General features: G+C 51.6%; 25 protein-coding genes. 13 read left to right on the forward strand and 12 right to left on the reverse strand.

Going from position 1 to position 21,080, the window contains the following annotated elements; translation table 11 throughout:
• Positions 1 to 18 precede the first annotated feature (18 nt).
• A complete protein-coding gene (locus GJQ69_RS03680) occupies positions 19 to 195 on the reverse strand; it encodes a DUF4250 domain-containing protein (RefSeq protein WP_174192964.1) in 177 nt (58 codons plus the stop codon).
• Positions 196 to 352: 157 nt separating this feature from the next.
• Here GJQ69_RS03680 and GJQ69_RS03685 point away from each other — a divergent pair, with 157 nt between their 5' ends.
• The 4 genes from GJQ69_RS03685 to GJQ69_RS03700 all read left to right on the forward strand — a co-directional run bounded on the left by GJQ69_RS03685 (position 353) and on the right by GJQ69_RS03700 (position 2,204).
• The gene (locus GJQ69_RS03685; protein WP_086036003.1) at positions 353 to 751 is read left to right on the forward strand and encodes a secondary thiamine-phosphate synthase enzyme YjbQ; all 399 of its coding nucleotides are present in this window, start codon (positions 353 to 355) and stop codon (positions 749 to 751) included.
• 169 nt (positions 752 to 920) lie between these two features.
• A complete protein-coding gene (locus tag GJQ69_RS03690) occupies positions 921 to 1,523 on the forward strand; it encodes an NUDIX hydrolase (protein WP_157658952.1) in 603 nt (200 codons plus the stop codon).
• Positions 1,524 to 1,525: 2 nt separating this feature from the next.
• Positions 1,526 to 1,783: a hypothetical protein gene (locus tag GJQ69_RS03695; RefSeq protein WP_086036001.1), complete on the forward strand. Its 258-nt coding sequence runs from the start codon at positions 1,526 to 1,528 to the stop codon at positions 1,781 to 1,783.
• 109 nt (positions 1,784 to 1,892) lie between these two features.
• Positions 1,893 to 2,204, forward strand: coding sequence for a hypothetical protein (locus GJQ69_RS03700; RefSeq protein ID WP_086036000.1), 312 nt, complete (start codon positions 1,893 to 1,895; stop codon positions 2,202 to 2,204).
• A 72-nt stretch (positions 2,205 to 2,276) separates the two neighbouring features.
• Here GJQ69_RS03700 and GJQ69_RS03705 read toward each other — a convergent pair whose 3' ends face one another.
• Entirely contained in the window at positions 2,277 to 3,131 is an 855-nt protein-coding gene (locus GJQ69_RS03705) for an AraC family transcriptional regulator (RefSeq protein WP_174192966.1), read from the reverse strand.
• Positions 3,132 to 3,321: 190 nt separating this feature from the next.
• Between GJQ69_RS03705 and GJQ69_RS03710 the strand changes: the two genes are divergently transcribed.
• Positions 3,322 to 4,302 (forward strand): D-isomer specific 2-hydroxyacid dehydrogenase family protein, encoded by a 981-nt coding sequence (locus tag GJQ69_RS03710; protein ID WP_086035998.1) that lies wholly within the window; start codon positions 3,322 to 3,324, stop codon positions 4,300 to 4,302.
• Between the two features lie 63 nt (positions 4,303 to 4,365).
• Here GJQ69_RS03710 and GJQ69_RS03715 read toward each other — a convergent pair whose 3' ends face one another.
• On the reverse strand, positions 4,366 to 5,364 hold the full coding sequence (locus GJQ69_RS03715) for a helix-turn-helix transcriptional regulator (protein WP_086035997.1): 999 nt from the start codon (positions 5,362 to 5,364) through the stop codon (positions 4,366 to 4,368).
• 124 nt (positions 5,365 to 5,488) lie between these two features.
• On the opposite strand from GJQ69_RS03715, the gene GJQ69_RS09825 reads away from it, so the two are divergent.
• A complete protein-coding gene (locus GJQ69_RS09825) occupies positions 5,489 to 5,611 on the forward strand; it encodes a hypothetical protein (RefSeq protein WP_274379845.1) in 123 nt (40 codons plus the stop codon).
• A gap of 155 nt (positions 5,612 to 5,766) precedes the next feature.
• On the opposite strand, the gene GJQ69_RS03720 is transcribed toward GJQ69_RS09825, so the two are convergent.
• The 3 genes from GJQ69_RS03720 to GJQ69_RS03730 all read right to left on the reverse strand — a co-directional run bounded on the left by GJQ69_RS03720 (position 5,767) and on the right by GJQ69_RS03730 (position 8,005).
• Positions 5,767 to 5,967: a hypothetical protein gene (locus GJQ69_RS03720; RefSeq protein WP_086035996.1), complete on the reverse strand. Its 201-nt coding sequence runs from the start codon at positions 5,965 to 5,967 to the stop codon at positions 5,767 to 5,769.
• Positions 5,968 to 6,012: 45 nt separating this feature from the next.
• Positions 6,013 to 6,990 (reverse strand): YihY/virulence factor BrkB family protein, encoded by a 978-nt coding sequence (locus GJQ69_RS03725; protein ID WP_086035995.1) that lies wholly within the window; start codon positions 6,988 to 6,990, stop codon positions 6,013 to 6,015.
• Between the two features lie 73 nt (positions 6,991 to 7,063).
• The gene (locus GJQ69_RS03730; protein ID WP_174192968.1) at positions 7,064 to 8,005 is read right to left on the reverse strand and encodes a DMT family transporter; all 942 of its coding nucleotides are present in this window, start codon (positions 8,003 to 8,005) and stop codon (positions 7,064 to 7,066) included.
• 323 nt (positions 8,006 to 8,328) lie between these two features.
• Between GJQ69_RS03730 and GJQ69_RS03735 the strand changes: the two genes are divergently transcribed.
• Together GJQ69_RS03735 and galE are read left to right on the forward strand one after the other, a co-directional pair.
• Positions 8,329 to 9,630: a galactokinase gene (locus GJQ69_RS03735; protein WP_236849732.1), complete on the forward strand. Its 1,302-nt coding sequence runs from the start codon at positions 8,329 to 8,331 to the stop codon at positions 9,628 to 9,630.
• Between the two features lie 239 nt (positions 9,631 to 9,869).
• Positions 9,870 to 10,877 carry a UDP-glucose 4-epimerase GalE gene (galE, locus tag GJQ69_RS03740; RefSeq protein ID WP_086035992.1) on the forward strand — a complete coding sequence of 336 codons (1,008 nt, stop codon included), beginning with the start codon at positions 9,870 to 9,872 and terminating at the stop codon, positions 10,875 to 10,877.
• A 68-nt stretch (positions 10,878 to 10,945) separates the two neighbouring features.
• On the opposite strand, the gene GJQ69_RS03745 is transcribed toward galE, so the two are convergent.
• From GJQ69_RS03745 to GJQ69_RS03765, 5 genes are all read right to left on the reverse strand, one after another.
• Entirely contained in the window at positions 10,946 to 11,758 is an 813-nt protein-coding gene (locus GJQ69_RS03745; protein WP_086035991.1) for a purine-nucleoside phosphorylase, read from the reverse strand.
• 432 nt (positions 11,759 to 12,190) lie between these two features.
• On the reverse strand, positions 12,191 to 12,454 hold the full coding sequence (locus GJQ69_RS03750) for a phage holin (protein WP_086035985.1): 264 nt from the start codon (positions 12,452 to 12,454) through the stop codon (positions 12,191 to 12,193).
• The gene (locus GJQ69_RS03755; protein WP_086035984.1) at positions 12,444 to 12,686 is read right to left on the reverse strand and encodes a hypothetical protein; all 243 of its coding nucleotides are present in this window, start codon (positions 12,684 to 12,686) and stop codon (positions 12,444 to 12,446) included. The genes GJQ69_RS03750 and GJQ69_RS03755 overlap by 11 nt, the downstream gene beginning before the upstream one ends.
• Before the next feature lie 6 nt (positions 12,687 to 12,692).
• A complete protein-coding gene (locus GJQ69_RS03760) occupies positions 12,693 to 13,769 on the reverse strand; it encodes a peptidoglycan-binding protein (protein WP_174192976.1) in 1,077 nt (358 codons plus the stop codon).
• Positions 13,753 to 14,058 carry a hypothetical protein gene (locus GJQ69_RS03765; protein ID WP_157658950.1) on the reverse strand — a complete coding sequence of 102 codons (306 nt, stop codon included), beginning with the start codon at positions 14,056 to 14,058 and terminating at the stop codon, positions 13,753 to 13,755. The genes GJQ69_RS03760 and GJQ69_RS03765 overlap by 17 nt, the downstream gene beginning before the upstream one ends.
• A gap of 90 nt (positions 14,059 to 14,148) precedes the next feature.
• On the opposite strand from GJQ69_RS03765, the gene GJQ69_RS03770 reads away from it, so the two are divergent.
• Both GJQ69_RS03770 and GJQ69_RS03775 read left to right on the forward strand, forming a co-directional pair.
• Positions 14,149 to 14,652, forward strand: coding sequence for a glycosyl-4,4'-diaponeurosporenoate acyltransferase CrtO family protein (locus GJQ69_RS03770; protein ID WP_086035981.1), 504 nt, complete (start codon positions 14,149 to 14,151; stop codon positions 14,650 to 14,652).
• Between the two features lie 67 nt (positions 14,653 to 14,719).
• A complete protein-coding gene (locus GJQ69_RS03775; RefSeq protein ID WP_086035980.1) occupies positions 14,720 to 16,039 on the forward strand; it encodes a hypothetical protein in 1,320 nt (439 codons plus the stop codon).
• A gap of 71 nt (positions 16,040 to 16,110) precedes the next feature.
• Here the strand turns inward: GJQ69_RS03775 and GJQ69_RS03780 are convergent, their stop codons facing one another.
• Positions 16,111 to 17,223 carry a metallophosphoesterase family protein gene (locus tag GJQ69_RS03780; protein ID WP_086035979.1) on the reverse strand — a complete coding sequence of 371 codons (1,113 nt, stop codon included), beginning with the start codon at positions 17,221 to 17,223 and terminating at the stop codon, positions 16,111 to 16,113.
• Positions 17,224 to 17,447: 224 nt separating this feature from the next.
• Here GJQ69_RS03780 and GJQ69_RS03785 point away from each other — a divergent pair, with 224 nt between their 5' ends.
• From GJQ69_RS03785 to GJQ69_RS03795, 3 genes are read left to right on the forward strand one after another with little or no spacing between them, the layout of a single operon-like run.
• Positions 17,448 to 18,158 carry a hypothetical protein gene (locus GJQ69_RS03785; protein ID WP_086035978.1) on the forward strand — a complete coding sequence of 237 codons (711 nt, stop codon included), beginning with the start codon at positions 17,448 to 17,450 and terminating at the stop codon, positions 18,156 to 18,158.
• Positions 18,155 to 19,423 carry a 2-hydroxyacyl-CoA dehydratase subunit D gene (locus GJQ69_RS03790; RefSeq protein WP_174192978.1) on the forward strand — a complete coding sequence of 423 codons (1,269 nt, stop codon included), beginning with the start codon at positions 18,155 to 18,157 and terminating at the stop codon, positions 19,421 to 19,423. Before GJQ69_RS03785 ends, GJQ69_RS03790 begins: the two co-directional genes overlap by 4 nt.
• Entirely contained in the window at positions 19,420 to 21,066 is a 1,647-nt protein-coding gene (locus GJQ69_RS03795) for an acyl-CoA dehydratase activase (protein ID WP_086035976.1), read from the forward strand. The genes GJQ69_RS03790 and GJQ69_RS03795 overlap by 4 nt, the downstream gene beginning before the upstream one ends.
• Positions 21,067 to 21,080: the final 14 nt, after the last annotated feature.

The following is a 21,080-nucleotide window of genomic DNA, read 5'->3' on the forward strand; positions in this document are numbered from 1 at the left end:
TTTTTTAGCGGTGTGAATTTAGACAAATTGGTTGTGGTCTGCGTCATATACATAATCAATTGCGGAGAGCTTTTGCTCCAATTCTTTTCGGTCAATGGACAGACTGCTGCACAGTTCGTCCAGACTGGAATATGTATCGCGCAGCCGCGTGTTGATAACACTGAGCAGCATGGCGGCATCTTTTGGCAGGCACATAGGGCGGCATCTCCTTTCCTTATGAAACCAAGTATAGCGTGTTTGTGGGAGGGAAGCAAGTGGCCAGCCGACATTCGCTTCCCTTGCAAAAAGGATGAAAATGTCATATAATAAAGAATATTGCCTAAGGAAAAATAATTTGATAGGGGGCCGTGCTTTGCTGTATTCTTATGAATTAGATACGGATAAAGAAGGATTCTACGATATAACAGCGGATGTACAGGACGCCATACAGAAAAGTGGTGTTCGTTCCGGCAGCTGTCTGGTTTACTGCGTACATACAACAGCCGGCATTACTATCAATGAAAACGCAGATCCGGATGTAGTGAAGGACCTTCTGTTTGCGTTGGACAAAACTTTTCCAGACCGTCCAGAGTTTTGCCACAAGGAGGGAAATTCAGCAGCACACCTGAAATCTACGATTGTTGGCTGCAGCGTTTCTATACCGGTGCAGGACAGCCGTTTGGTGCTAGGCACATGGCAGGGCGTCTATTTCTGTGAGTTTGACGGCCCACGTCACCGACATTTTGCAGTGGAGATTCATGTGGATCACTGAAAAGAACGAACAATCCACAGAGGTAGAAACGCGGTTTAGCTAGTGAAAATCGGAGCAGAAAAAAGATGCGAAAAGTAAAATGCTCTACATACAAGAGCCGGTTTTCTTTGCTGTTTCCCGGGAAATGATAGATGAGAGTGAAAATAATTACCGAATAAAGGAATGTAATATGCCGGAAAATTTGACCGTTTACAACTCATTCTTTACGCCGCTTGGTTCCAAGGACCGCGCGTTTGTCCATAAAAATGGTTTGTGGCATGCGGTGGCCCACTGCTGGGTGGTTTCACAGCTAACGGCCGCTTCCGGAGAAAAGGAAACATGGGTATGGCTGCAACAGCGTGCACATAATAAGGACAACGCACCGGACTATTACGATATTTCTGTGGGCGGCCATATCCGTGCAGGGGAAAGTCCCCTGCAGGCGGTGCTTCGGGAAACGGAAGAGGAGCTTGGACTTTTGTTGCATTTAGAAGATGTAGAGCTGCTGGGCGTCACTAAAGAAAACTGCGTCAGCTCGGCGTCACCGTTTCCGGACCGGGAGTTTGGCTACGTGTTTCTGCATCGAGATGCACACCCGCTGTTTCGTCCCGGGGAAGAGGTACAGGACATTGTGCGGGTACGGGCAGAGGACCTGTGCCGCAAAGACCTGCAGGATATCAAAACAGTTCCAGCTGTTTCGCTCAGCCGCGGCAGCCTGTCCCTGCGTGCTGACCAATTCTGTATTCATCCTAATGAATTTGTCCATCTAGTATTTCCTAAATTGGAGGTATAAAAATGAGACGGCTTTATTTTTGTGGGGAACATAAGTTCCGCGTGGCGGAGCTGTTTTTTGGCAGCCGTCCACGGTTTCGCGCGGAGGACTACACGCCCTATCAGAAGCTGGAAATCGTCTGGCATGACGACGGCCGCTATTCAGTATGGGGCGATTTGGAGGACGACGCCGACCTGCTGAGGGATACCTGCCCGGACCCGCATCATTTGGTAAAGCGTACACTGCCGCTGGCAGATGAAGTTCTTACAGAAGAAGAATAAAGCGTGAATGGACGAATTTCGCTTGCCTTTTTTCGGAGGGCAGAGTATAATCGTCTGTACATAATACTGTGTACTTTAGTAATCATTCCACTGCAAAGGAGGGAGCAGTATGGCACAGGAATCAAAGGAATCAAAGAAGAAGAGCGTGCTTGAACGGTATCGGGAATTTTCCGGTATGCTTGGGAAAATGGAAGATAATTTTAAGTTGGCGGACCTTTTAACAGATGATTTTTTACAGAAGAACACGCAGTTCCAGAACCTGCCTGCGTTTGAAACCGCCTGTGGGAAGAAACTGTCGGCCGTGGAGGACCTTTCCGCGCTGGGTGACAGCGATGTGTGGAAGCGCACAAATTTCAATGACGCAGAAGAAATGCTGAACAGCGCTGTGGAAGCGTATGTGGCATCCGTTTTTGAAGAGTAAAAAACAATACAGAAAAGCAGCAGCCGAAGAATTGTTTCAAATCTTTAGGCTGCTGCTTTTTTATGCGAAAGTTTATTTCTGCTGCGGTGCGGCTGCTTTTCCTGCACGGCAGGCAGTACGGTATTCGGTTGGACTAATGCCTTTCAGCCGGTGGAAGGCACGGGAAAACGCCAATGGGTCTGGGTAGCCACAGGAACAGGCAATGTGGCTGACCGGCAAATCAGAGTGGCGGAGCAGGTCGGCAGCGTGGGAAATGCGCAGATTCACCAGATATTCACGGGGAGAGGTATGCAGTTGCCGCCGGAACAGCGAGGTCAGATAGCTGCGGTTTAGACAGACGTAATCCGCCACTTTGGCAATGGTGATATCGTTTTGATAGTTTTTTTGTAAAAACTCAATGGCTTTTTTGACGTAAATGCTTTCGGATGCTTTTTTGCTGTGGTTGGGGGAAGCGACTGCGGAAGCCAGAATGCCGAACCACCGGTACAGGAGACTCTGCAGGAAGAACTCGTTACAGTCAGAAAGCTTCATATGCTGCATCATTTGAGTGACACAGTCCTGCAATGCCGCACTTTTGCCGCAGTGAAAGGTACGCTGCTGTCGGGAAAGGCCACAGCGCGTTAAGTACTGCTCCGCGTTGGAACCGCGGAATGCAACCCAAATGTAGTGCCATGGGTCCTGCAGGTCTGCTTCATGGAAAGTCACTTCCTGCGGAAAGATGAGAAATCCATCCTGCGGGCCGGGGGAGAAGCTGCAGTTTTTGGTTTGAAAAATGCCGTGGCCGGACAGGCAGTAGTACATCAGGTAGTATTCTCGTATGGCCGGGCCCGCCGCATGGCCGGGCGGGCAGGCCCGCTCGCCGCAGAAAAGCAGTGAAAATTCATTGGAAAGCGTGGTGGAAGGTTGCGTTTCAGTCGTGTCCTGCATCTGTTCTCTGCCTCTTTTTCTCATGTCTGTACAAAAAGTGTGATAACAAAAATTATAGCATAATTGCGGGTATGCGGCAAGCATTATGTATCTTTATTGATTTTTATACGGCGTGAGGTCTATAATAATAAGAAACAGGATTCCCGACGGAAGTCCGGCGGGTGTTGCAGCAGAAAGGGGATTATCAAAAATGGAAATTGCGGTGTATTCCTGCCGTCCGGATGAGATACAGGCTATGGATAAGTTCGAGAAAGAATATGGCGTTTCCCTGCGGAGAACGGAGGAACCATTAAACGAAAAGACAGTATCAATGGCACGTGGCTGTCAAGCCATCAGCATTATTACTACACAGGTAACGGCTCCGTTGCTGGATGTCCTGCATACAGCGGGTATTGCGTATATTTCTACCCGTACCATCGGCTATGACCATATTGATGTTTCTTATGCTAAAAAACTGGGTATGCATGTAGGAAATGTTTCTTATTCCCCAAACAGTGTTGCGGACTATGCGGTTATGCTGATATTGATGTCTACACGGCGGATGAAGTCCATTTGGCGCCATGCGCTGGTGCAGAACTACTCCCTAGATGGCGTGCAGGGACGGGAGCTGCCGAACTTGACTGTCGGTGTTGTCGGTACCGGACATATCGGGCGGGCAGTCATTCGGCGTCTTGTCGGCTTTGGCTGCCGTATTCTTGCCACTGACCTGTACGAAAATGACGAGGTAAAGAAAGCCGCACAGTATGTGCCGCTGGATACACTGCTGCACGAAAGCGATGTCATTACGCTGCATATGCCGGCGACCAAAAACGACTACCACATAATGAATCAAAAAAATCTGGCAAAAATGAAGAAAGACGCGGTTCTGGTCAATACCGGCCGCGGTTCCCTCATTGATTCCGATGCACTGATTGACGCACTGGAAGCGGGCAGTATCGGCGGTGCGGCACTGGACGTCATTGAAAACGAAGCGGGACTTTACTACAATGACCTGCAGGACCAGCCGCTGAAAAACCGCGACCTTGCTCTGCTCAAATCTTTCCCGAATGTGATTGTCACGCCGCATACGGCGTTTTATACGGACCAGGCAGTCAGTGACATGGTGGAAAATTCCATTAAAAGCTGCATTGCGTATGCAAAAGGCGAAAAGAATCCATGGCAGGTTGTGTAACACAGCTGTGCATAAAAGAAGCGGCAGGAAAGCATTTGGCGTTCCTGCCGCTTCTTAGTGGTTCTACTTTTTGGGCGGCAGAGCGGAAAGTGTCCGCTCTGCCTGCTGGCGAAGGTCTTCCTGGACGCTTTCGGGAGAAATAACGCGTACTTTCCCGGCAAACTGACACAGCCATCCCAGAAACGGCGGACTGATACGCACATTTTGAATGATGCGGAACCAGCCGGGTGTGTCAGCCTGATGCAGCGAGGTTTCCATGCCAAACCGGTCCAGCACTGCTCCCGCCAGTATATTTTGAAACTCCAGTGTTACATTTTCTTCCCGCCCATTATACATACTAAATGCCTGCCGGGTAAAATCAGTTGGATGGAAGGAGTCTGGCGCAGGCTTTGCCGGAACAGACAAAAGGGTAACGTTTTCCATGCGGTCTACTCGGAAATTTCGCATTTCATCAGTACGGTCGTACCACGCCAGCAGGTAGTAAAATTCATTGTCCCAACAGAGCGCATAGGGCGAAACCGTGTAGGGAGCACCGCCGTATTTGTATTGCTTCTGTTTTTTCTCATTGTAATGGAAATATTGAAATTTGACCTTTTTTCCCTCTGCAATCGCCTGATGCAGGCAGTCTACACTGTAGTAGGACTGCTCATTTTCGGAGCGTACCCGTCCCACAACATAAACCTGCCGCTGCAGCTGTTCTGCCTCATAACGGCTGGCCATGGATTCAATTTTCTGTATCAGCCGGCGGGATTTTCCTGCTGTCAAAAATTTTGCAGAAGCGACCGCATCTGCCAGAACTTTCAAGTCAGAGATTTCCAGGGAAAACGGGCGGTTCAGCAGCCGATAACCACCGTTCGGTCCGCGTGTAGTTTCGACCTCGATGCCGCAGTCATTTAGTTTTTGCAGGTCATCGTAAATACTGCGGCGTTCAGCCGGAATTCCTTTTTCGTCCATATCCTGCAGAATTTCTTTCATGGTCAGCTGGTGCTTTTCATCTGTACCGCGCTGTAGCAGGCGGTACAGCTCAATTATGCGTTCCTTCTGCTTTTCTGTTTTCGCCATGGCAGGTTATCTCCTTTTTCTCAGTATATCAGGTATTTTCCATAAATACAACGGAAAGAGTACCGGTAAACGTACAAATAGACTGCTATACTGATACTAACAAATCAAAAAGGAGATGGCAGTGATGAGTTACCAAATCAAAAATGTGGGCGGACATGTGGAAGTGTATGACCAGTACGGAAACTTTGCATTTTCGGCGGATACCGCGCAGGAAGCGTGGCAGGATTTGCGGGCCATGGCTGCCTGACTATAAGGTGTTTTCCAAATGTTCGGCTACCATTTGCAGTTCACCTGGGGTGGAAATCTCCACATCGGAACGCAGTAGAAAATCCTGTACTCTGGGTGGCAGGCTGTCAAAGTATGCGGCCATTTCCAGGTCCAGCTGTTCCTGCGGCAGCGGCGTCACGGATAAAATCGGGGTGGCCGGCAGCGACGCTGTGCGCTGCTGTCCTCTCCGTCCTCCGTGGGCTTGTCGGTTTGGTACGGAATGTCCGGTGTGTTTGTCGGCAGCGGCGGAAAATCACTGCCGTCAGTGGGAATCCGCGGCGGCGAAACAGCGCTGCGGCAGTCATGGTAGAAGAAATCAGGTTTGTTTTCTGTCAAAAAAATCACCTCCTGCAGTAGCTTGCCCGCTGCGGGAGGTGATTTTCATTTTCCGGACTGTCGGTTTTCGGGATTTTTTCCGCTATTTTCTTTGGAATCTTTGTGCTGCGGGTCCCAGCCACACACCCATATATACCGCCGTTTTTCGGAGAATTTGGTTATGTGTCGGTTTTTCATTTCTGTATTCATTTCCATGATTACCGCGTTGATTTCTGCGCCCAAAATCAAGACAAAGCCGCTGAAATACAGCCACAGCAGCAGTACAATGGCGGCACCCAGCGTGCCATATATCAGCGAATAGTTCCCAATGTTCTCCACATAAAAAGCATAAATCAAGGAAAAAATCATCCAGGAAAACATGGCAATTAGAGTGCCTGGCAGCACCTGCTGCGGGGTATATTTGCGGTCCGGCACTAAGTAATAGGTGCTGAACAAGATGGGAAACAGAATAGCCGCCAACAGGAAAAAACGCAGCAAATTCCAGATACTGATAGAGTTTGCGCTGATGTGCAGCGCCGGCGCCAGTACACGCAGCACATTTTGACCGATGTTGATAATGCCCAGAGAGACCAGAATGCCAAACAGCATGAATAGCGTTGCAACAAACAGGTTCAGTTGCTGCCGTACCGGTGATTTGGTGGAGCGGTAGCCATAGGCGGTGCTTACATACCGCAGGACACAGTTCATGGCGCGCATGATAAAATAAAAGAGCAGAAAAATACTGGTAATAAACAGGGAAACGTGTTTGGAATCATTTTTTACCGACAGCACATGCCGCATATATCCCCACAGAACGTCCAGCACATTTTTTGGGACAATGCCCTTTAAAATGCTCATAAAGTGAGGGGAGAGGTCCAGCCATGTCAAAATCAGGGATAACAAAATCATCGTTGGGAAAAGCGTAAATAGGAAATAATAGGCAAGCGCTGCGGCACAGCGCCCGATGTCGTGGGCAAGGTAGCGGTGAATCAACCGTACGTATATGGGTTGTTCCGTATAAGGCAGCGACAGTTTTTCCTTCATGCCGCAGACGCCTCCTTTCTCCGGCGCTTTTTCGACAGTATTTTTATGCAGAAAAAGATAAAATAGAAACGGTTTACGGGTGCAGGTGCTTTTTATGGCCGATTGGAACTGTTATATTTACCAGCAGAATGCCTGCGCTGACTAGTGCCAGTGCGGCGACAGTGCGGCCGCCCGCAAGGGATTCATGCAGTAGCAGGGCGGAAAGCAGTACACCGAATACCGGTGTCAAAAAAGAATAGATGGCAACCTGCCCGGCGGGGAATTTTTGCAGCAGCATGGTCCATATGGTGAAAGCCACACTGGACAGTGCCGCCAGATACAGGAGGACGCCCCATGCAGTGGCGCCCAAAAGGGTAAAGCGTCCGCCGCCCAGCAGACCAACTGCAACCAGCACTACGCCGCCGAAAAACAGCTGCCAGCCTGTTGTGCAGAAAGGTTCCACACGGTCTGTTAAACGTTTGCTCATCAGGGTACCGACGGAAAACATTGCCGCGGCGAGGAACATCAGCCCTTCACCCTGAAAAGTAAAGGCACCGCCGGTTCCACCGATGTTTACCAGCACGACGCCGGCAAAACCGACTAGGCAGCCAAGAATGCGCCCAGCGGTCAGCCGGTCAGCCCCGCGCAGAAAAAAGTGCGCCAGAATAACGGTCATAAATGTGCCGGTTCCCTGAATGATGGAGCCGCGTACGCCAGTGGTATGGGCAAGTCCCAAATAAAACAGGAGATATTGTCCGGCAGTCATCACCAGCCCCAACCGAAAAACGGCCATACGGCTGCCATGCGGCGGGACACACAGCTGTTTCAGCCGAACCGATTGGAATAGAAGCACCAGCAGCCCTGCCATTGCAAAGCGGAACCCCGCAAACAAAATCTGTGAAAACGGTCCCTCGACACGGCACACTTGGTAGCCGATTTTAATGAACGGAAAAGCACTGCCCCACAGCAGCGTACATAAAACGGCCGGCGGCAGCACCGCCAGCGCATTTTTTTGGATAGTTGTTTGTTCCTGCATTTTCAGCGTCCTTTGGACCGACTGCGGAAAGGCAGCCAGTAGTTTTTGTATCATTTCTATTATTATACAATATTTGTACGGCTATTTCCAGCCGTGATGAGGCGAAAATTGTTTTTGAGCGGCCGAAAAAGGCGGCACAGCAGGCGAACCGATATGTAGTACAACTGAAAATGGGGAAAATTTGTACAACATTTGTCCATAAAAATGGAACATTCCATTCTTACATCTGTACCAAAAGCAGACTAAGATAAAAAAGACGAGACAGTGAAAAATACGGCAGTATTTCGGTACGGCTGCAGAGATTTCACGGCAGGAGGAGTAAAATGATGGAACTGCAGGAAGCGAAAAAAGAATTTATGCTGGGCGGACTGCATGAGAAAATCAAGCAGGTATATGGCTGCGGCGATGAGGACTGTGAGACCATTGCACAGCGGTACGCAGACGCAATGGATTGTTTTGCGTCGTTGTACGGTACGGACCGGGATATTTCCATTTTCAGTGCGCCGGGCCGTACAGAAATCGGCGGCAACCACACGGACCACCAGCACGGCCATGTGCTGGCAGCCGCGGTCAATTTAGACACGATTGCTGTAGCGGCCCGCAGCAGCAGCAGCCTTATCCGTGTAAAGTCGCAGGGATATCCGGAAGATGTCATCGATTTAACAGACCTTGCGGTAAGGGAAGAGGAAAAGGACACCAGCCGTGCACTGATTCGCGGTGTGGCGGCACGCTTTGTGCGGATGGGCTATCCCATCAACGGATTCGACGCTTATACAACTTCACAGGTCAAAAGCGGCAGCGGCCTTTCCAGCAGTGCCGCTTTTGAGGTCCTGATTGGCACGATCCTCAATGCCCTGTTCTGTGACGGCAAAGAGAGCATGATGCAGATTGCGCAGGCAGGACAGTACGCGGAGAATGTTTATTTTGGAAAGCCGAGCGGCTTGATGGACCAGGCAGCCAGCAGTATCGGCGGCTTTGTCAGCATGGACTTCGGCGACATCAAAAAGCCAAAGGCCAAACAGGTTGTCTTCGACCTCAATTCCTATGGCTATGTGCTGTGCATTATTGACACACACGCAAGCCACGCGGACTTGACACCGGACTATGCCGCTATTCCTGCGGAAATGCATCAGGTGGCCGCTTATTTTGACAAGGACGTTTTGCGCGAAGTACCGGAACCGCTGTTTTACCAAAATATCCCGCAGGTGCGGGAAGCAGTGGGGGACCGACCGGTACTGCGTGCTATGCATTTTTACGCGGACGACCGTCGCGCGCAAGCGGAAGCGTCGGCTCTGCGGCGCGGCTATTTTGAGAAGTTTAAGCGCCTGATTCGGGAATCCGGTAATTCCTCTTTCATGTACCTGCAAAACATCTACAGCGCTTCCAGCTGGGACAAGCAGGCAGTGTCCGTCACACTGGGGCTGATTGACCACTTTGCTTCGCACCTTCCGGAAAAGGACGCCCTTGCTTGGCGGGTGCACGGCGGCGGCTTTGCCGGCACAGTACAGGCATTTGTGCCGCAGAAGTATATTGAAAGTTTTGTGACAGCGATGGATGCATGGCTGGGAGAAGGCTCCTGCCGTGTGCTGCGTGTGAGGCCGGCAGGCGGAACACAAATGCTGTAAACAGGTACAGTAATAAGATAAAGCGGGCAACCGGCAGAATCGCCCGCAGAGGCCGAAAGATTACTGCCCGGAAAAAACAGTGAAGAGCTGCGTAATGCCTATCGGAAATATCTGACCAATCACCCCCTGGCAGGACCGGTGAATGCTTGACCAGCTGCATTTTGCGGTGTATGATGTACAGAAAAAAGGGCACCCCTTGCGGTGCGGCCGGTTTTTCCGGCAGAAAGGATGGAACCACCATGCAGACAATTTTAGTCACCGGCGGTGCTGGATTCATCGGCAGTCATACTTGTGTAGAGCTGCTGGAAAACGGCTTTTCGATTGTTGTGATGGATAACTTCGCAAATTCCAGCATGGATGCGGTCAAAGCAATCAGTACGATTACCGGGAAGCAGTTTCCGTTTTATCAGTGCGATATGCTGGATAAAGATGCTTTTGAAAAAGTATTTACAGAAAATAAAATTGATGCCGTTATCCATTTCGCCGCTTTAAAGGCAGTGGGGGAGAGCGTGCAGAAGCCGCTGGAGTATTACACCAATAACTTGACAGGCACGCTGAACCTGCTGCAGCTGATGCACAAGTACAGCGTAAAGAAGCTGGTTTTTAGTTCCTCCGCTACTGTGTACGGCAGTAAGAACACGGTACCTTTCAAGGAAGATATGCCGATTGGCGGCACGACCAATCCTTATGGGACCACAAAAGTGATGACCGAGCAGATTTTGCAGGACATCTGTGTGGCAGACAAAGAAATGAAAGTAGCGCTGCTGCGCTATTTTAACCCAATCGGTGCGCATCCCTCCGGTCTGATTGGTGAAAATCCAAACGGAATTCCAAACAATCTGATGCCGTATATCGCACAGGTGGCGGCGGGTGTCCTTCCGTGCCTGTCTGTGTATGGTGACGACTATGACACACCGGATGGGACCGGCGTGCGTGATTATATTCATGTGTGCGATTTGGCCCGCGGCCATATCTGTGCGCTGAAGAAGCTGGACTCTGTTTCTGGCTGTGAAATTTACAATCTTGGCACCGGCCATGGCAGCAGCGTGCTGGAAGTTGTCCATGCCTTTGAAAGAGCTTCCGGCAAAAAAGTAAACTATCAGATTGCACCGCGCCGTGCCGGCGATATTGCTACCTGCTACGCGGACGCTTCCAAGGCAAAGCGGGAGCTTGACTGGGAAGCAAAGTATACGCTGGATGATATGTGCCGCGATTCGTGGAACTTCATTCAGCACGTCAAAAAGTAATCTTTACAGATATTCAAAGGGCACCGCTGTTCAGGAAAGCTGAACGACGGTGCCCTTTTTTAATGCAGTCAGAGTTTTGGCAGAATGGCACTGATAAGACGCTGTAGGTCATGACCGCGTGCGTCGGCGGTGCGGATAACCTCCTCACTGCTCAGCGGCTGGTCCAGTATGCCGGCGCCCATGTTGGTAATCAGGGAGAAACCGAGTACCTGCAGCCCGCAGTGGGCGGCGGCAATCGCTTCCGGTACTGTGGACATTCCAACGGCATCTGCACCCAGCGTACGGAACATACGAATTTCAGCGGGCGTTTCGTAGCTTGGGCCTGTTGCCGCCAAATAAACACCCTGTTGAAGGGAAATGCCGCATTCATCGGCGGCCTGCAATGCCAGCTTTCGCAGGGCCGGCGTGTACACATGGCTCAGATCCGGAAAGCGTGGGCCGGTTTCCTCGTCATTCGGTCCAATCAGCGGGTTCGTCCCCAGAAGGTTGATGTGGTCCGTCAAGAGCATGAGGTCACCGGGACGGTACGACAGATTCACCCCGCCAGCGGCGTTGGTCAGAATCAGCACCTGTACCCCCAGCGCTTTCATCACACGTACTGGAAAGATGATGTCTTCCATGCGGTAACCCTCGTAGTAGTGCAGGCGGCCCTGCATACATACAACGGGGACGGTACCAATATGCCCCAGCAAAAGCTGACCAGCATGGCCCGGCGCGGTGGAAGGCACAAATCCCGGCAGGTCCCGGTATGGCAGGACGCATGGCTGCTCTATCTGGTCGGCGAGGCCGCCCAGTCCGGAACCGAGCACAATGCCGACCTTTGGAATCAGGTCCGTTTTTTCCCGAATGGCTGCTACGGCAGCCACTGCTTTTTTCTCCATTTTCTTTGCCTCCAGTCTAAAAATCAACTCATTTAGTATAAAAGACTTTATCGTGGGATGCAAGCTGACAGGCTGTTTTTAATTTATGCAAAAAAGTGTTACAAACCATTCACAACTCATTCAAGTATCAGTCACAACCTGCCGGTATACTGAATCTTGTTCGAAGGGCACAAAGCCGACCCGCAGTATGCCGGCTGCGGGGTGTCCGGGGAACTTTCAGTTTGTTTTCATAAAAGATTTCTCCTCTCTCTTACAGTATGGCGCGGGCCCAGTCAGGGACCCGCGCCATTACTGCGTTTCGAGGATTTTTGCATTTTGACTACCTTGTAAATTTTTATTTTATTTTAATTTTATTATTGCAGGGAAATTTCTAAAAATAGTTAAAAAATGCCCCGCAGCAGTCTATAAAGAACCGCCGCAGGGCATTCTGGCTCATTTGGAAAGATGTGCTTCGTCTGTTTCGGTTTTGGAGCAGCTGTCGCACAAGCCGCCGGTTGTCGGGTCATTGACGACACCCAAAACGGCCAGCACTGCAAACAAAGCGTCAATAACTGCCAGCAGCTGTGTGTCCAGTGTTCCCAAATCCAGATGTACGCCAAACAGAGCGGATGCTGTCTGCACCAAAAGCAGCAGAGCGGGAATGATAGTAATCCAAAACGCTTTGTTGCGGATACGGACTTTCCAGTTAAGTTTCATTTTTTATCATCTCCAGTTCTTCATGGACTTCATCAATACGGTGATGGGCAGATTTTGTGGAATCTTCCACTTTTGCAACCCGCTCGACCAAAAGATTATGCTGTTCCACTTCGTTTTCCAGTTTTTTTAAGCGGAAATTTACCATTTGATTTGCTTTTTGAATGCCTGCACAGCTGCCCACAGCGGTTCCAGCAAAGGCAATCAGTGCGACAATTACATCCGTTGGAAGCATTTCCTATCACCTGCACAGTGCTGCGAAGGTGTTTTTGCCAGCTAGCCCATCAGCAGATAGGCCCGCGCTGCGCTGAAAGCTGCGGATGGCGAACTCTGTGTGTTCTCCAAAAATGCCGTCAATATCTTGGCAGTTCCGTCCGTGTGCCAGTAGGGCGGCCTGCAGGGACAAGACGCTTTCGTTGTTGTTGCCGTGCCGCAGGGTATGGACAGCTGCCGCTGTTTTTGGTCCCCAAATGCCATCCACGGTAAGTCCCGCGCCATAGGCTTGATTACAGCCGCGCTGAACACTCATAATCAGTGCTCTACGGGTTGCCGGACCGTAAACGCCGTCCACCGTTAGGCCAGCACCGCGGGCATTGTACCATGCCTGCGCTTGCCGCACCAAAGAGTTGCCGGTGGTCTGGGTCAGAGCAGCCGCGGTATCAGCGCTTTTTGTCCAGCCATTTAGACCCTTACGACGTACTAGCTGCGGATAATCTATGTAGGCCACGTCCGTATCGCAGCCGCATGTGCCGATGTTGGCGCCGGGGCAGCTGCCGCCGGTTTCCGGAAAATTGTTTTGCCAAATGCCGCAGGGCTTGTCCGGCTTATTGACACCTGGTCGTGCATACCAGAAAACGTAATTTTCCAATTCATTTGGGTAAATCCTTGTTTCGTACCAGTCCTCATTGACATAATAACCCGGCAGATAGTTCTTCTGCCGGAGGCCGCTGCATACGTTTTTTGTAATATCCGTCAGCATGCGGCGGCTGGGCATGCCGTGCCGTTTCCGGTAACCGTCTGCGTCTTCCATATCGAGAATAACGGGGTACAGCGGTTTCTTGTCATGCAGCAACCGCAATAGGTGTGCCAGCTCGCTTTCCGCACTGCTGAACGTCAGTGCATAGCTGTACAGGTATGCACCCCACGGGATACCCAGCCGGTCACATTCGACGACATTGCGTGCAAATTGGGTGTCGTCCTGGTCTGTGCGGTCACTGCCGTAGCCCGCACGCAGCATGGCAAACTGAATGCCAGCAGCCTTTGCCTTTGCCCAGTCAACGGTGCCATTGTGAGAACTGACATCAATGCCATTTTTCATAAAAATCCTCCTCTGTTTGGCTGCTGCCACAGGCAGGACAGCCTGCTAATATGTGGTATGCCACGGTTTTGCAGAGCTGCCTGCCGCCGCTGCCGAAGAAGTGAGAAAAACACTTCTCTGCTATTCCTGAAAAACGGATGTGCAAATTCGCTGTTTTAGGCGAATCTTTAAAAATTTTTTCAAAACAGCCTGCCACTTTCGCTTCTTCTTCATAATATAAAAGGGTATAGAAACCTTTTTCTGAACGATATGGCAGATTTTCGATACCTGAAAATTTAGGGGTTCCCATTTACAAGGAGAAAAAGGCGTATTATAATATTATTTATTAAGAGGACCATGTCTTTTAATAGTGGATTATAGCGGAAGGAGGGAGAAACAGATGCTTCAGTCAATGAATTATTTAACTATGCTGGTGACCAATGTGCTGGTAATAGCAGTTTGGCACGGGACTACTTTGTTAATGTCTACACATTTGCCAAATTCCTATTTTCAGCCGACCTCCGCACAGTTCCAACCATGGAAGTGGGAAAAGGGAGGCCGCTGGTATCGGGACCACCTGCATATTAACGACTGGAAGGACCGTGTTCCACAGTTTATCAGCCAGGGTGGCTTTTCCAAACGGCACCTGACCAATCTTTCTCCGGAATATTTAGGCACCTTTATTGTGGAGACCTGCCGGGGTGAGTGGACACATACATGGAACCTTGGGTGTGTGTTTGTCGTTTTGCTGATGAATCAATCGATAGTGGGAATTACTTTTTCAATTTTGATTTTTATGGGGAACGGTCCGTGTGCGGTCATTCAGCGCTATAATCGTTTTCGTTTAGTAGCTTTGCGTGATCGTCTGCAGCGTGAAACTGCGCGTATTCCCGCTGCCACATGAAAATGATAAAATAAAAGGCCGCAGACAACAGGATGTGTCTGCGTCCTTTTTGGGGGAGCAATGCTCTATGAAACGGAAAAAGCATGGACGATGGAAATGGGTTCTATTGGCTGCGACAGCCGCAGCAGTGGTATGCTGTATTTCGGTTTATGCCAATCTGCGCAGTGGGGACGGCCCGTCTTTCCAGCTACAGACCAGTTCTGCATGGTGCCGTTCAGGCGATAAAGTGCAGGTACAGTTATCTGCTTCTCCCGGACGCACGGCACCGGGTGCTTTTCGGGCACTTCTGCAGTATGATTCTGATGCGTTTGAGTACTGTTCCAAGGAAGGTGCACCGCAGACCTACGGAGCAGATATTTATGTATGGCAGTCCAATCCTCTGGTAACGGTCTATACCTGCAATACACAGCAGAGTGCAGCGCCCCAGCTTGCCGGAAATGTAATCACCTATACATTTCGGGTGCGGCAGGGTACATCTGCCGGCCGCTATTCATTTCGGCTGTCCACGGACGAAATCTGTGACTTTGCGGGCAAGTCCCTGCCGCCATGCGCACAGACGGAAACATCTGTTTCTGTGACAAGTGCGGAAAGTTCGGCGTCGTCCGCCGTGTCATCAAACATATCGTCTGCCAGTTCCAGTCTGCCTTCTTCTGCTTCCGTTATACAGCAGCCGCATTTGTCAGCGCTGGAGCTGGAAGACCATACATTAGGGCAGCTGCGGCCGACTTTTCAACCGGACATCACCTTTTATCAGGTAACGGTGCCGCAGAGCTGTACGGACCTGTGGCTGCGTACCCAGCAGTCGGCCGGCACAGCGGTCAGCGCTGACCGGCATTCCCTGAAAGCGGCCGGTTCCGACACTGTTATACAGGTGACTGCGCAAACGGCGGGCAGCCATACTAAAACCGTTTACACCATTTTGGTGCACCGGTCACATGATGCTTCTTCGGCCGGAACGGTGGGAGCACAGACAAAGAAAAGAAAAACGGAGCGGGCACCATCAGCTGTATCTTCCAAAAAGGAAAAGCGGACTTCTTCTGCTTCCAAACAAACAACGCATAAAAAGAAGACGTCCGCCTCTTCGTCCAAAGTTTCCAAGAAAACAAAACGTTCATCCTCTTCTGCGGCGTCTGATACGGAGGCATATGCGCCTTCCGGCATTTCGCAGAAGCCCGGTGCTCAGCAGACAGGCGGGCTGCAGGCCCGGCACTCTGACGGCTTCAGCGGCTTTCAGACGGGTGTTTTGGTGACATTGCTCATTGCCTGCGCCGCCACGGCAGTCGTCTTGGTGGTGCGCGCTGTTTGCCGAAAGCGAAAAGCGGAGGGTAAAGCGGAGCAAGAAGCTAATGATACCAACAAAACCGGACCGGACGAACAAGGAAAATAACAGCAATAAAAAGGGCAGACTGCTGCCACAATGCGCAGCAGCAGTCTGCTCTTTCTTTGTTATGTGTTTATTTAGTTGCGATGCTTTCGGCGGAGAATACAGGCGGCGACACCGGTAACAGCCGCTGTTTTAATGAGGATAGAAAGCATTTGCTCGGGGGTAGCCGGTGTCTTGTCCAGAAATAGGTCCCGCGCCGGGTGGGAAGGACCATGGCCGAATAGGTCAAGGTAGGATACCAGCTTTGTTTCATAATGGCGTGGGTTTGCTTCGTGCAGTGTAAACATACGCACGGCATGGTTGGCCCCCGGACCGTATGTGTTAAAGCCACAGCAGGGGGTATAGCCGGCATCTATGCCGTGCAGAGCACCCCAGAAGGAATTGCGGTGGTCATGTCCCACGAACAGTCCCAAAACATCTCCCTTTTCTGTCAGGGCGTTCAGTTCTCCAGAGTTAAATTCCGGCACACAGGGCGGTTCTCCCAGTTCACCGCTGTACACTTTGCTCTGGTCCAGAATATAGCGGTGGCCGCGGCGGCTGCCGAATGCCTGAATGGCATGCGGCGTGCCTTTTGGTACTTCCTGCAGAAATTCATAAAATTCCGGTACTGGAATATGCTGAAACACCAAAGAGGGAAGGCAGTTTCCCCCGTTTTTTAAGGCAAGGCGGTCTCGTTTTTCCCGGTACCAGTCCAGCTGCTTTGGCAGCACGGGGGCAAAACGGTTCGCGTTGCTGTCAATCAAGTATACGGCAAAGGCAGGCCTGCCATTTTGTCCGGAGATGGTTACGCAGCTGGTGCCGCAGTCCTCCGGGTTTTCTATTGGATTGATACATTCCGGATACTGTAAATAATAGTACATTTGCTGCTGCTTGGAAAGGCCGGCTTCCGTGTCGTGATTGCCGAATGTAACCAAAAACGGAATGTGGTGCTTTATAATGGGTTCCATCACTTTATGCAGGGTGGCAGCGGCTTTTCCTTCGCTGCCCGGCATATGAAAATAGACACTGTAGCCTTTCAGCTGGTCGCCGGTCAGGACAATGAGATCCGGATTTTCCCGGTCCAGCGCAGTGTCCAAAAATTCCAATGTATCCTCACATACCATAGGACTTTCCTGTATATCGGCAATCTGCATAATGCGGAATGTTCCATCTTCATGAAAGCAAAGCGGTACGTCTTTTCTGCTCATATAAGCATTTCCTCTTTTCCTTCTTGTCCTCTAAAGCACTGAAATTTTGCGGGAAACCTGTACATATATACTATGCCATAAATGGCGGCCTCCTGCAAGCCCTGCGGCGGCTAAAAACCGCAGCATCTTTTGTGGAAAACAGGGGAAAGCGTTCCTTTGTTTTTTCTTTCGGAAGATTTGTGCTATAATAACGGCAGCAAATATTGCAGAGAGGGGTATGCCGTATGGAGAAGCCGGAGGAAAAGAAGGCATTTGGTTCTGCCTTTGGAACGGTATGGCGTTTTGAAAGCCGACAGTCCGTTTTGCTGCCGCGGCAGCAGCCGGAACGTATGGAAAAGCAGCTTGCTGTCTTTTTTCCAGGCACTGGATACAGCTGTGACCAGCCGCTGCTTTACTACGCCCGTCGGGCAGCGGAGCAGGCCGGCTGTGACGTTTTGCCGCTGACTTATCAGGTTGTGCTGGACCGGAACTGCCGGAATATGACACAGGAAATTCAGCACTGCCTTTCACAGGCACTTCATGCGGCGGGTGAAGCGCTGCGGGCTGTTTTCCGCCGTCAGCCATACCGGGAACTTTTCTTTTTCAGCAAAAGTTTCGGCACAGTGGTGGCCGGCGGACTGGAACGCCGGCTGACCGGGAAAAAGGTTCATCAATTTTTCCTGACGCCGTTGGAAGCAACACTGCCCTATATGCAGGCACATCCCTGTTTTGCCGCTTCCGGTACGGCGGATTCATGGGTAACCACGGAAATACAGCAAAAAATGCAGCATACAGCGAGCGTACAGATGTACCTGTTCCCTGGTGCAAACCATTCGCTGGAGATACCCGGCAATGTAGCGGCCAGTGTGCAGAATATGCAGCTTCTGCTGGAAGCATATACTGCATTTTTATGTGGAAATCATCGGAATAACAGAAAGGATACAGGAAATATATGAATCAGGCTGTCGAAAAATTCGGCCGTATGGTGGACAATCAGCTGCCGGACCACCCCAAAACAGCGCGGAATCTGCTGACAACCGCCTATCGGCTGAATGGCTGGGCGGGGAAGCACCTTTTCAAAAAGACCACACCGGCGCGTCTTGCGCTGGCCGATGTGTGCAACAACGCCATTTTACAGCCTTTTGACCACCCGCAGCAGAGCGCAATGGTCAGCCTGTTCACGCCGTGTGAGCTGCTGCAGATGTTTGGGCTGGCACCCATGTTTCCGGAGGCACTGGCCTGCTATATTTCCGGTGCGGGCGCGGAACGCGGTTTTATTGAAGCGGCGGAAGCTTCCGGCATTCCGGAAACATTCTGTTCCTACCATAAAATTTTGCTGGGCACCGCACAGACCGGCATTCTGCCGAAGCCGCGCTTCATTTTTAACACAACGCTTGCCTGCGATGCCAACACGCTTACGTTTCGCAGATTGGCTGAGTTTTACGGCGTGCCGCATTTGGTTTTGGACATACCCCAGACACAGGATGAGGCGGCCGTCACTTATGTAGCGGAACAGCTGAAGGATTGTGCCCGCAGTATCAGCCGACTGCTGCACCGCCCGCTGGACGAAGCAAAACTGTGCGCCAGTGTTGCCCGCGGTCGGCAGACATTGGATACTTATCAGCAGTATCTGGAAGAACGCGCCCGAAAATCCATGCCGGATGAGATGACTTCGGAAATGTACGCGGTCTTTGCGCTGCACGTGCTGCTGGGAACACCGGCGGCGCTGCAGTTTGCGCAGGGTATTTTGAAGGAAGCAAAAGCAGCGCCGTCCCGCGGAAAGGAACTGCGTCTATTGTGGGTACACACTTTGCCAAATTTGGACAATGCCATGATAGACTTGCTGGACTTTAACCCATCCTGTCAAATCCTTGCGGCGGACCTTTGCTTTGATGTACCGGAACTGCCGGAAACAGATGACCCATGGCAGACGATGGCGCGGCGGCTGGTACAAAATCACTTAAATGGACCAGCACAGCGGCGCATTGACGCTGTTTTGCAGCAGGCAAAGCGGTTGCAGCCGGACGGCATTGTCTGGTTTTGCCACTGGGGCTGCCGCCAAACCAGCGGTGCCAGCCAAATGGGGCGGGCAGAACTGGAGAAGGCGGGATTTCCCACGTTGGTGCTGGACGGTGATGCCTGTGACCGTTCCAACTGCCCGCCTGGGCAGATGACCACTCGTATGCAGGCATTTTTGGAGATGCTGGAGGAAAAAGCATGATTGCGTACACCTGTAAATATACACCGATTGAACTTTTTGCGGGCTTTGGGGAAGCACCGAAACGGCTGAACCCGACCGTCCACGCGTTTTCCGAGGCTGACCGTCTCAGCCACCGCAACCTGTGCAGTTTTGCGCGGGCCCTGCTGCAGGCCTGCCGGGAGCACGGTATCAAAAATCTGGTGCTTACTTCCTGCTGTGATTCTCTCCGGCGGGTAGGGGACGTGCTTTCAGCCGCTGCTCCGGACAGCTTTGTCTTTATGTTGGACTTGCCGCGGGCTGACGGCCCCTGCGCCCGTCAGCGCTATGCGGCCGAGCTGCACCGCTTGATTGACGCCTGCAGTGTATGGTTTGGCGTGCCGTTTGACCTGCAAAAGTGTCTGGCAGCCTTTGCTCCGGCGGAACCGACCGGTCAGACGGACCATCTTACCCTATTGGGAGCGCGATCCAATCCGGCACTGCTGCAAATGCTTCGGCAGGAGCTGCCGCTGCCGGTGGAGGACCGCACCTGTGTGGGAAACCGCGGCCTGCAGGTTCCACCTGCGGGGCAGACTTTGGACCAATTTCTTTTGTGGTATGCTGGTGCATTGCTCCAGCAGATTCCCTGTATGCGCATGACCAACGCGGCACCGCGGCGGCAGCTGCTGGAGGACCCGTATGTAAAGGGAATTCTGTACCATACCATTCAGTTTTGTGATTATTACGGTTTTGAATACGCTGATTTGCAGAAACAAACGCACCTGCCGCTTTTGAAACTGTCAACCGACGGCACCGACGGCGCGGAAGAGCAGCTGCGCACCCGAGTGCAGGCGTTTGCCGAAAGCCTGCACGCTGTCGTGCCGAAAAAGCGGACGATGACTGCCAAAACATCCACTGGATACTATGCTGCCGGAATTGACAGCGGTTCTACCAGTACGAACGTGGTTATTCTGGACGAACACCGCAAAATGATAGGCAGCTCTATTGTGCCGACCGGTGCACACGCGGCCCGCAGTGCCGATGCAGCGCTGCAGCAGGCACTGCTGCGGGCGGGCATTTCTCGCGAACAGCTGGCGGATGTGGTCACGACCGGTTATGGCCGTGCCTATATTGGTGCGGGCGGGCATGATGTGACGGAAATCACCTGCCACGCGCGGGGTGCCCATTTTTTGAACCCATCTGTGCGTACAATTATTGATATTGGCGGACAGGACAGCAAGGCGATTCGGCTGGATGAAGACGGAAATGTGCGCAGCTTTGTGATGAACGACAAGTGTGCCGCAGGTACTGGCCGTTTTCTGGAGATGATGGCGCACGCGCTGGAGCTTTCTATGGACGAAATGAGCGTCTGCGGCCTGCACTGGAAAGAGAATATTGTCATTAGCAGTATGTGCACGGTTTTTGCAGAGAGCGAGGTTGTTTCCCTTGTTGCGCAGAACAAACAGACCGCCGACATTGTGCATGGGCTAAACGTGTCCGTGGCGGTGAAGGCGGCCGCTCTAGCTGCGCGGGTGGACCCACAGCCGCGCTTTATGATGACCGGCGGCGTTGCCTCCAACCGGGGCGTAGTGAAAGCGCTGGAGGAAAAGCTGGGCGCACCGCTGCTTGTGCTGCCGGAACACCAGCTGTGCGGCGCACTGGGGGCTGCATTGATTGCTTTTGACTAAAAAAGGCCGGGCCC

It is taken from the genome of Caproicibacterium lactatifermentans, from assembly GCF_013315815.1.
Lineage (GTDB): Bacteria > Bacillota > Clostridia > Oscillospirales > Acutalibacteraceae > Caproicibacterium > Caproicibacterium lactatifermentans.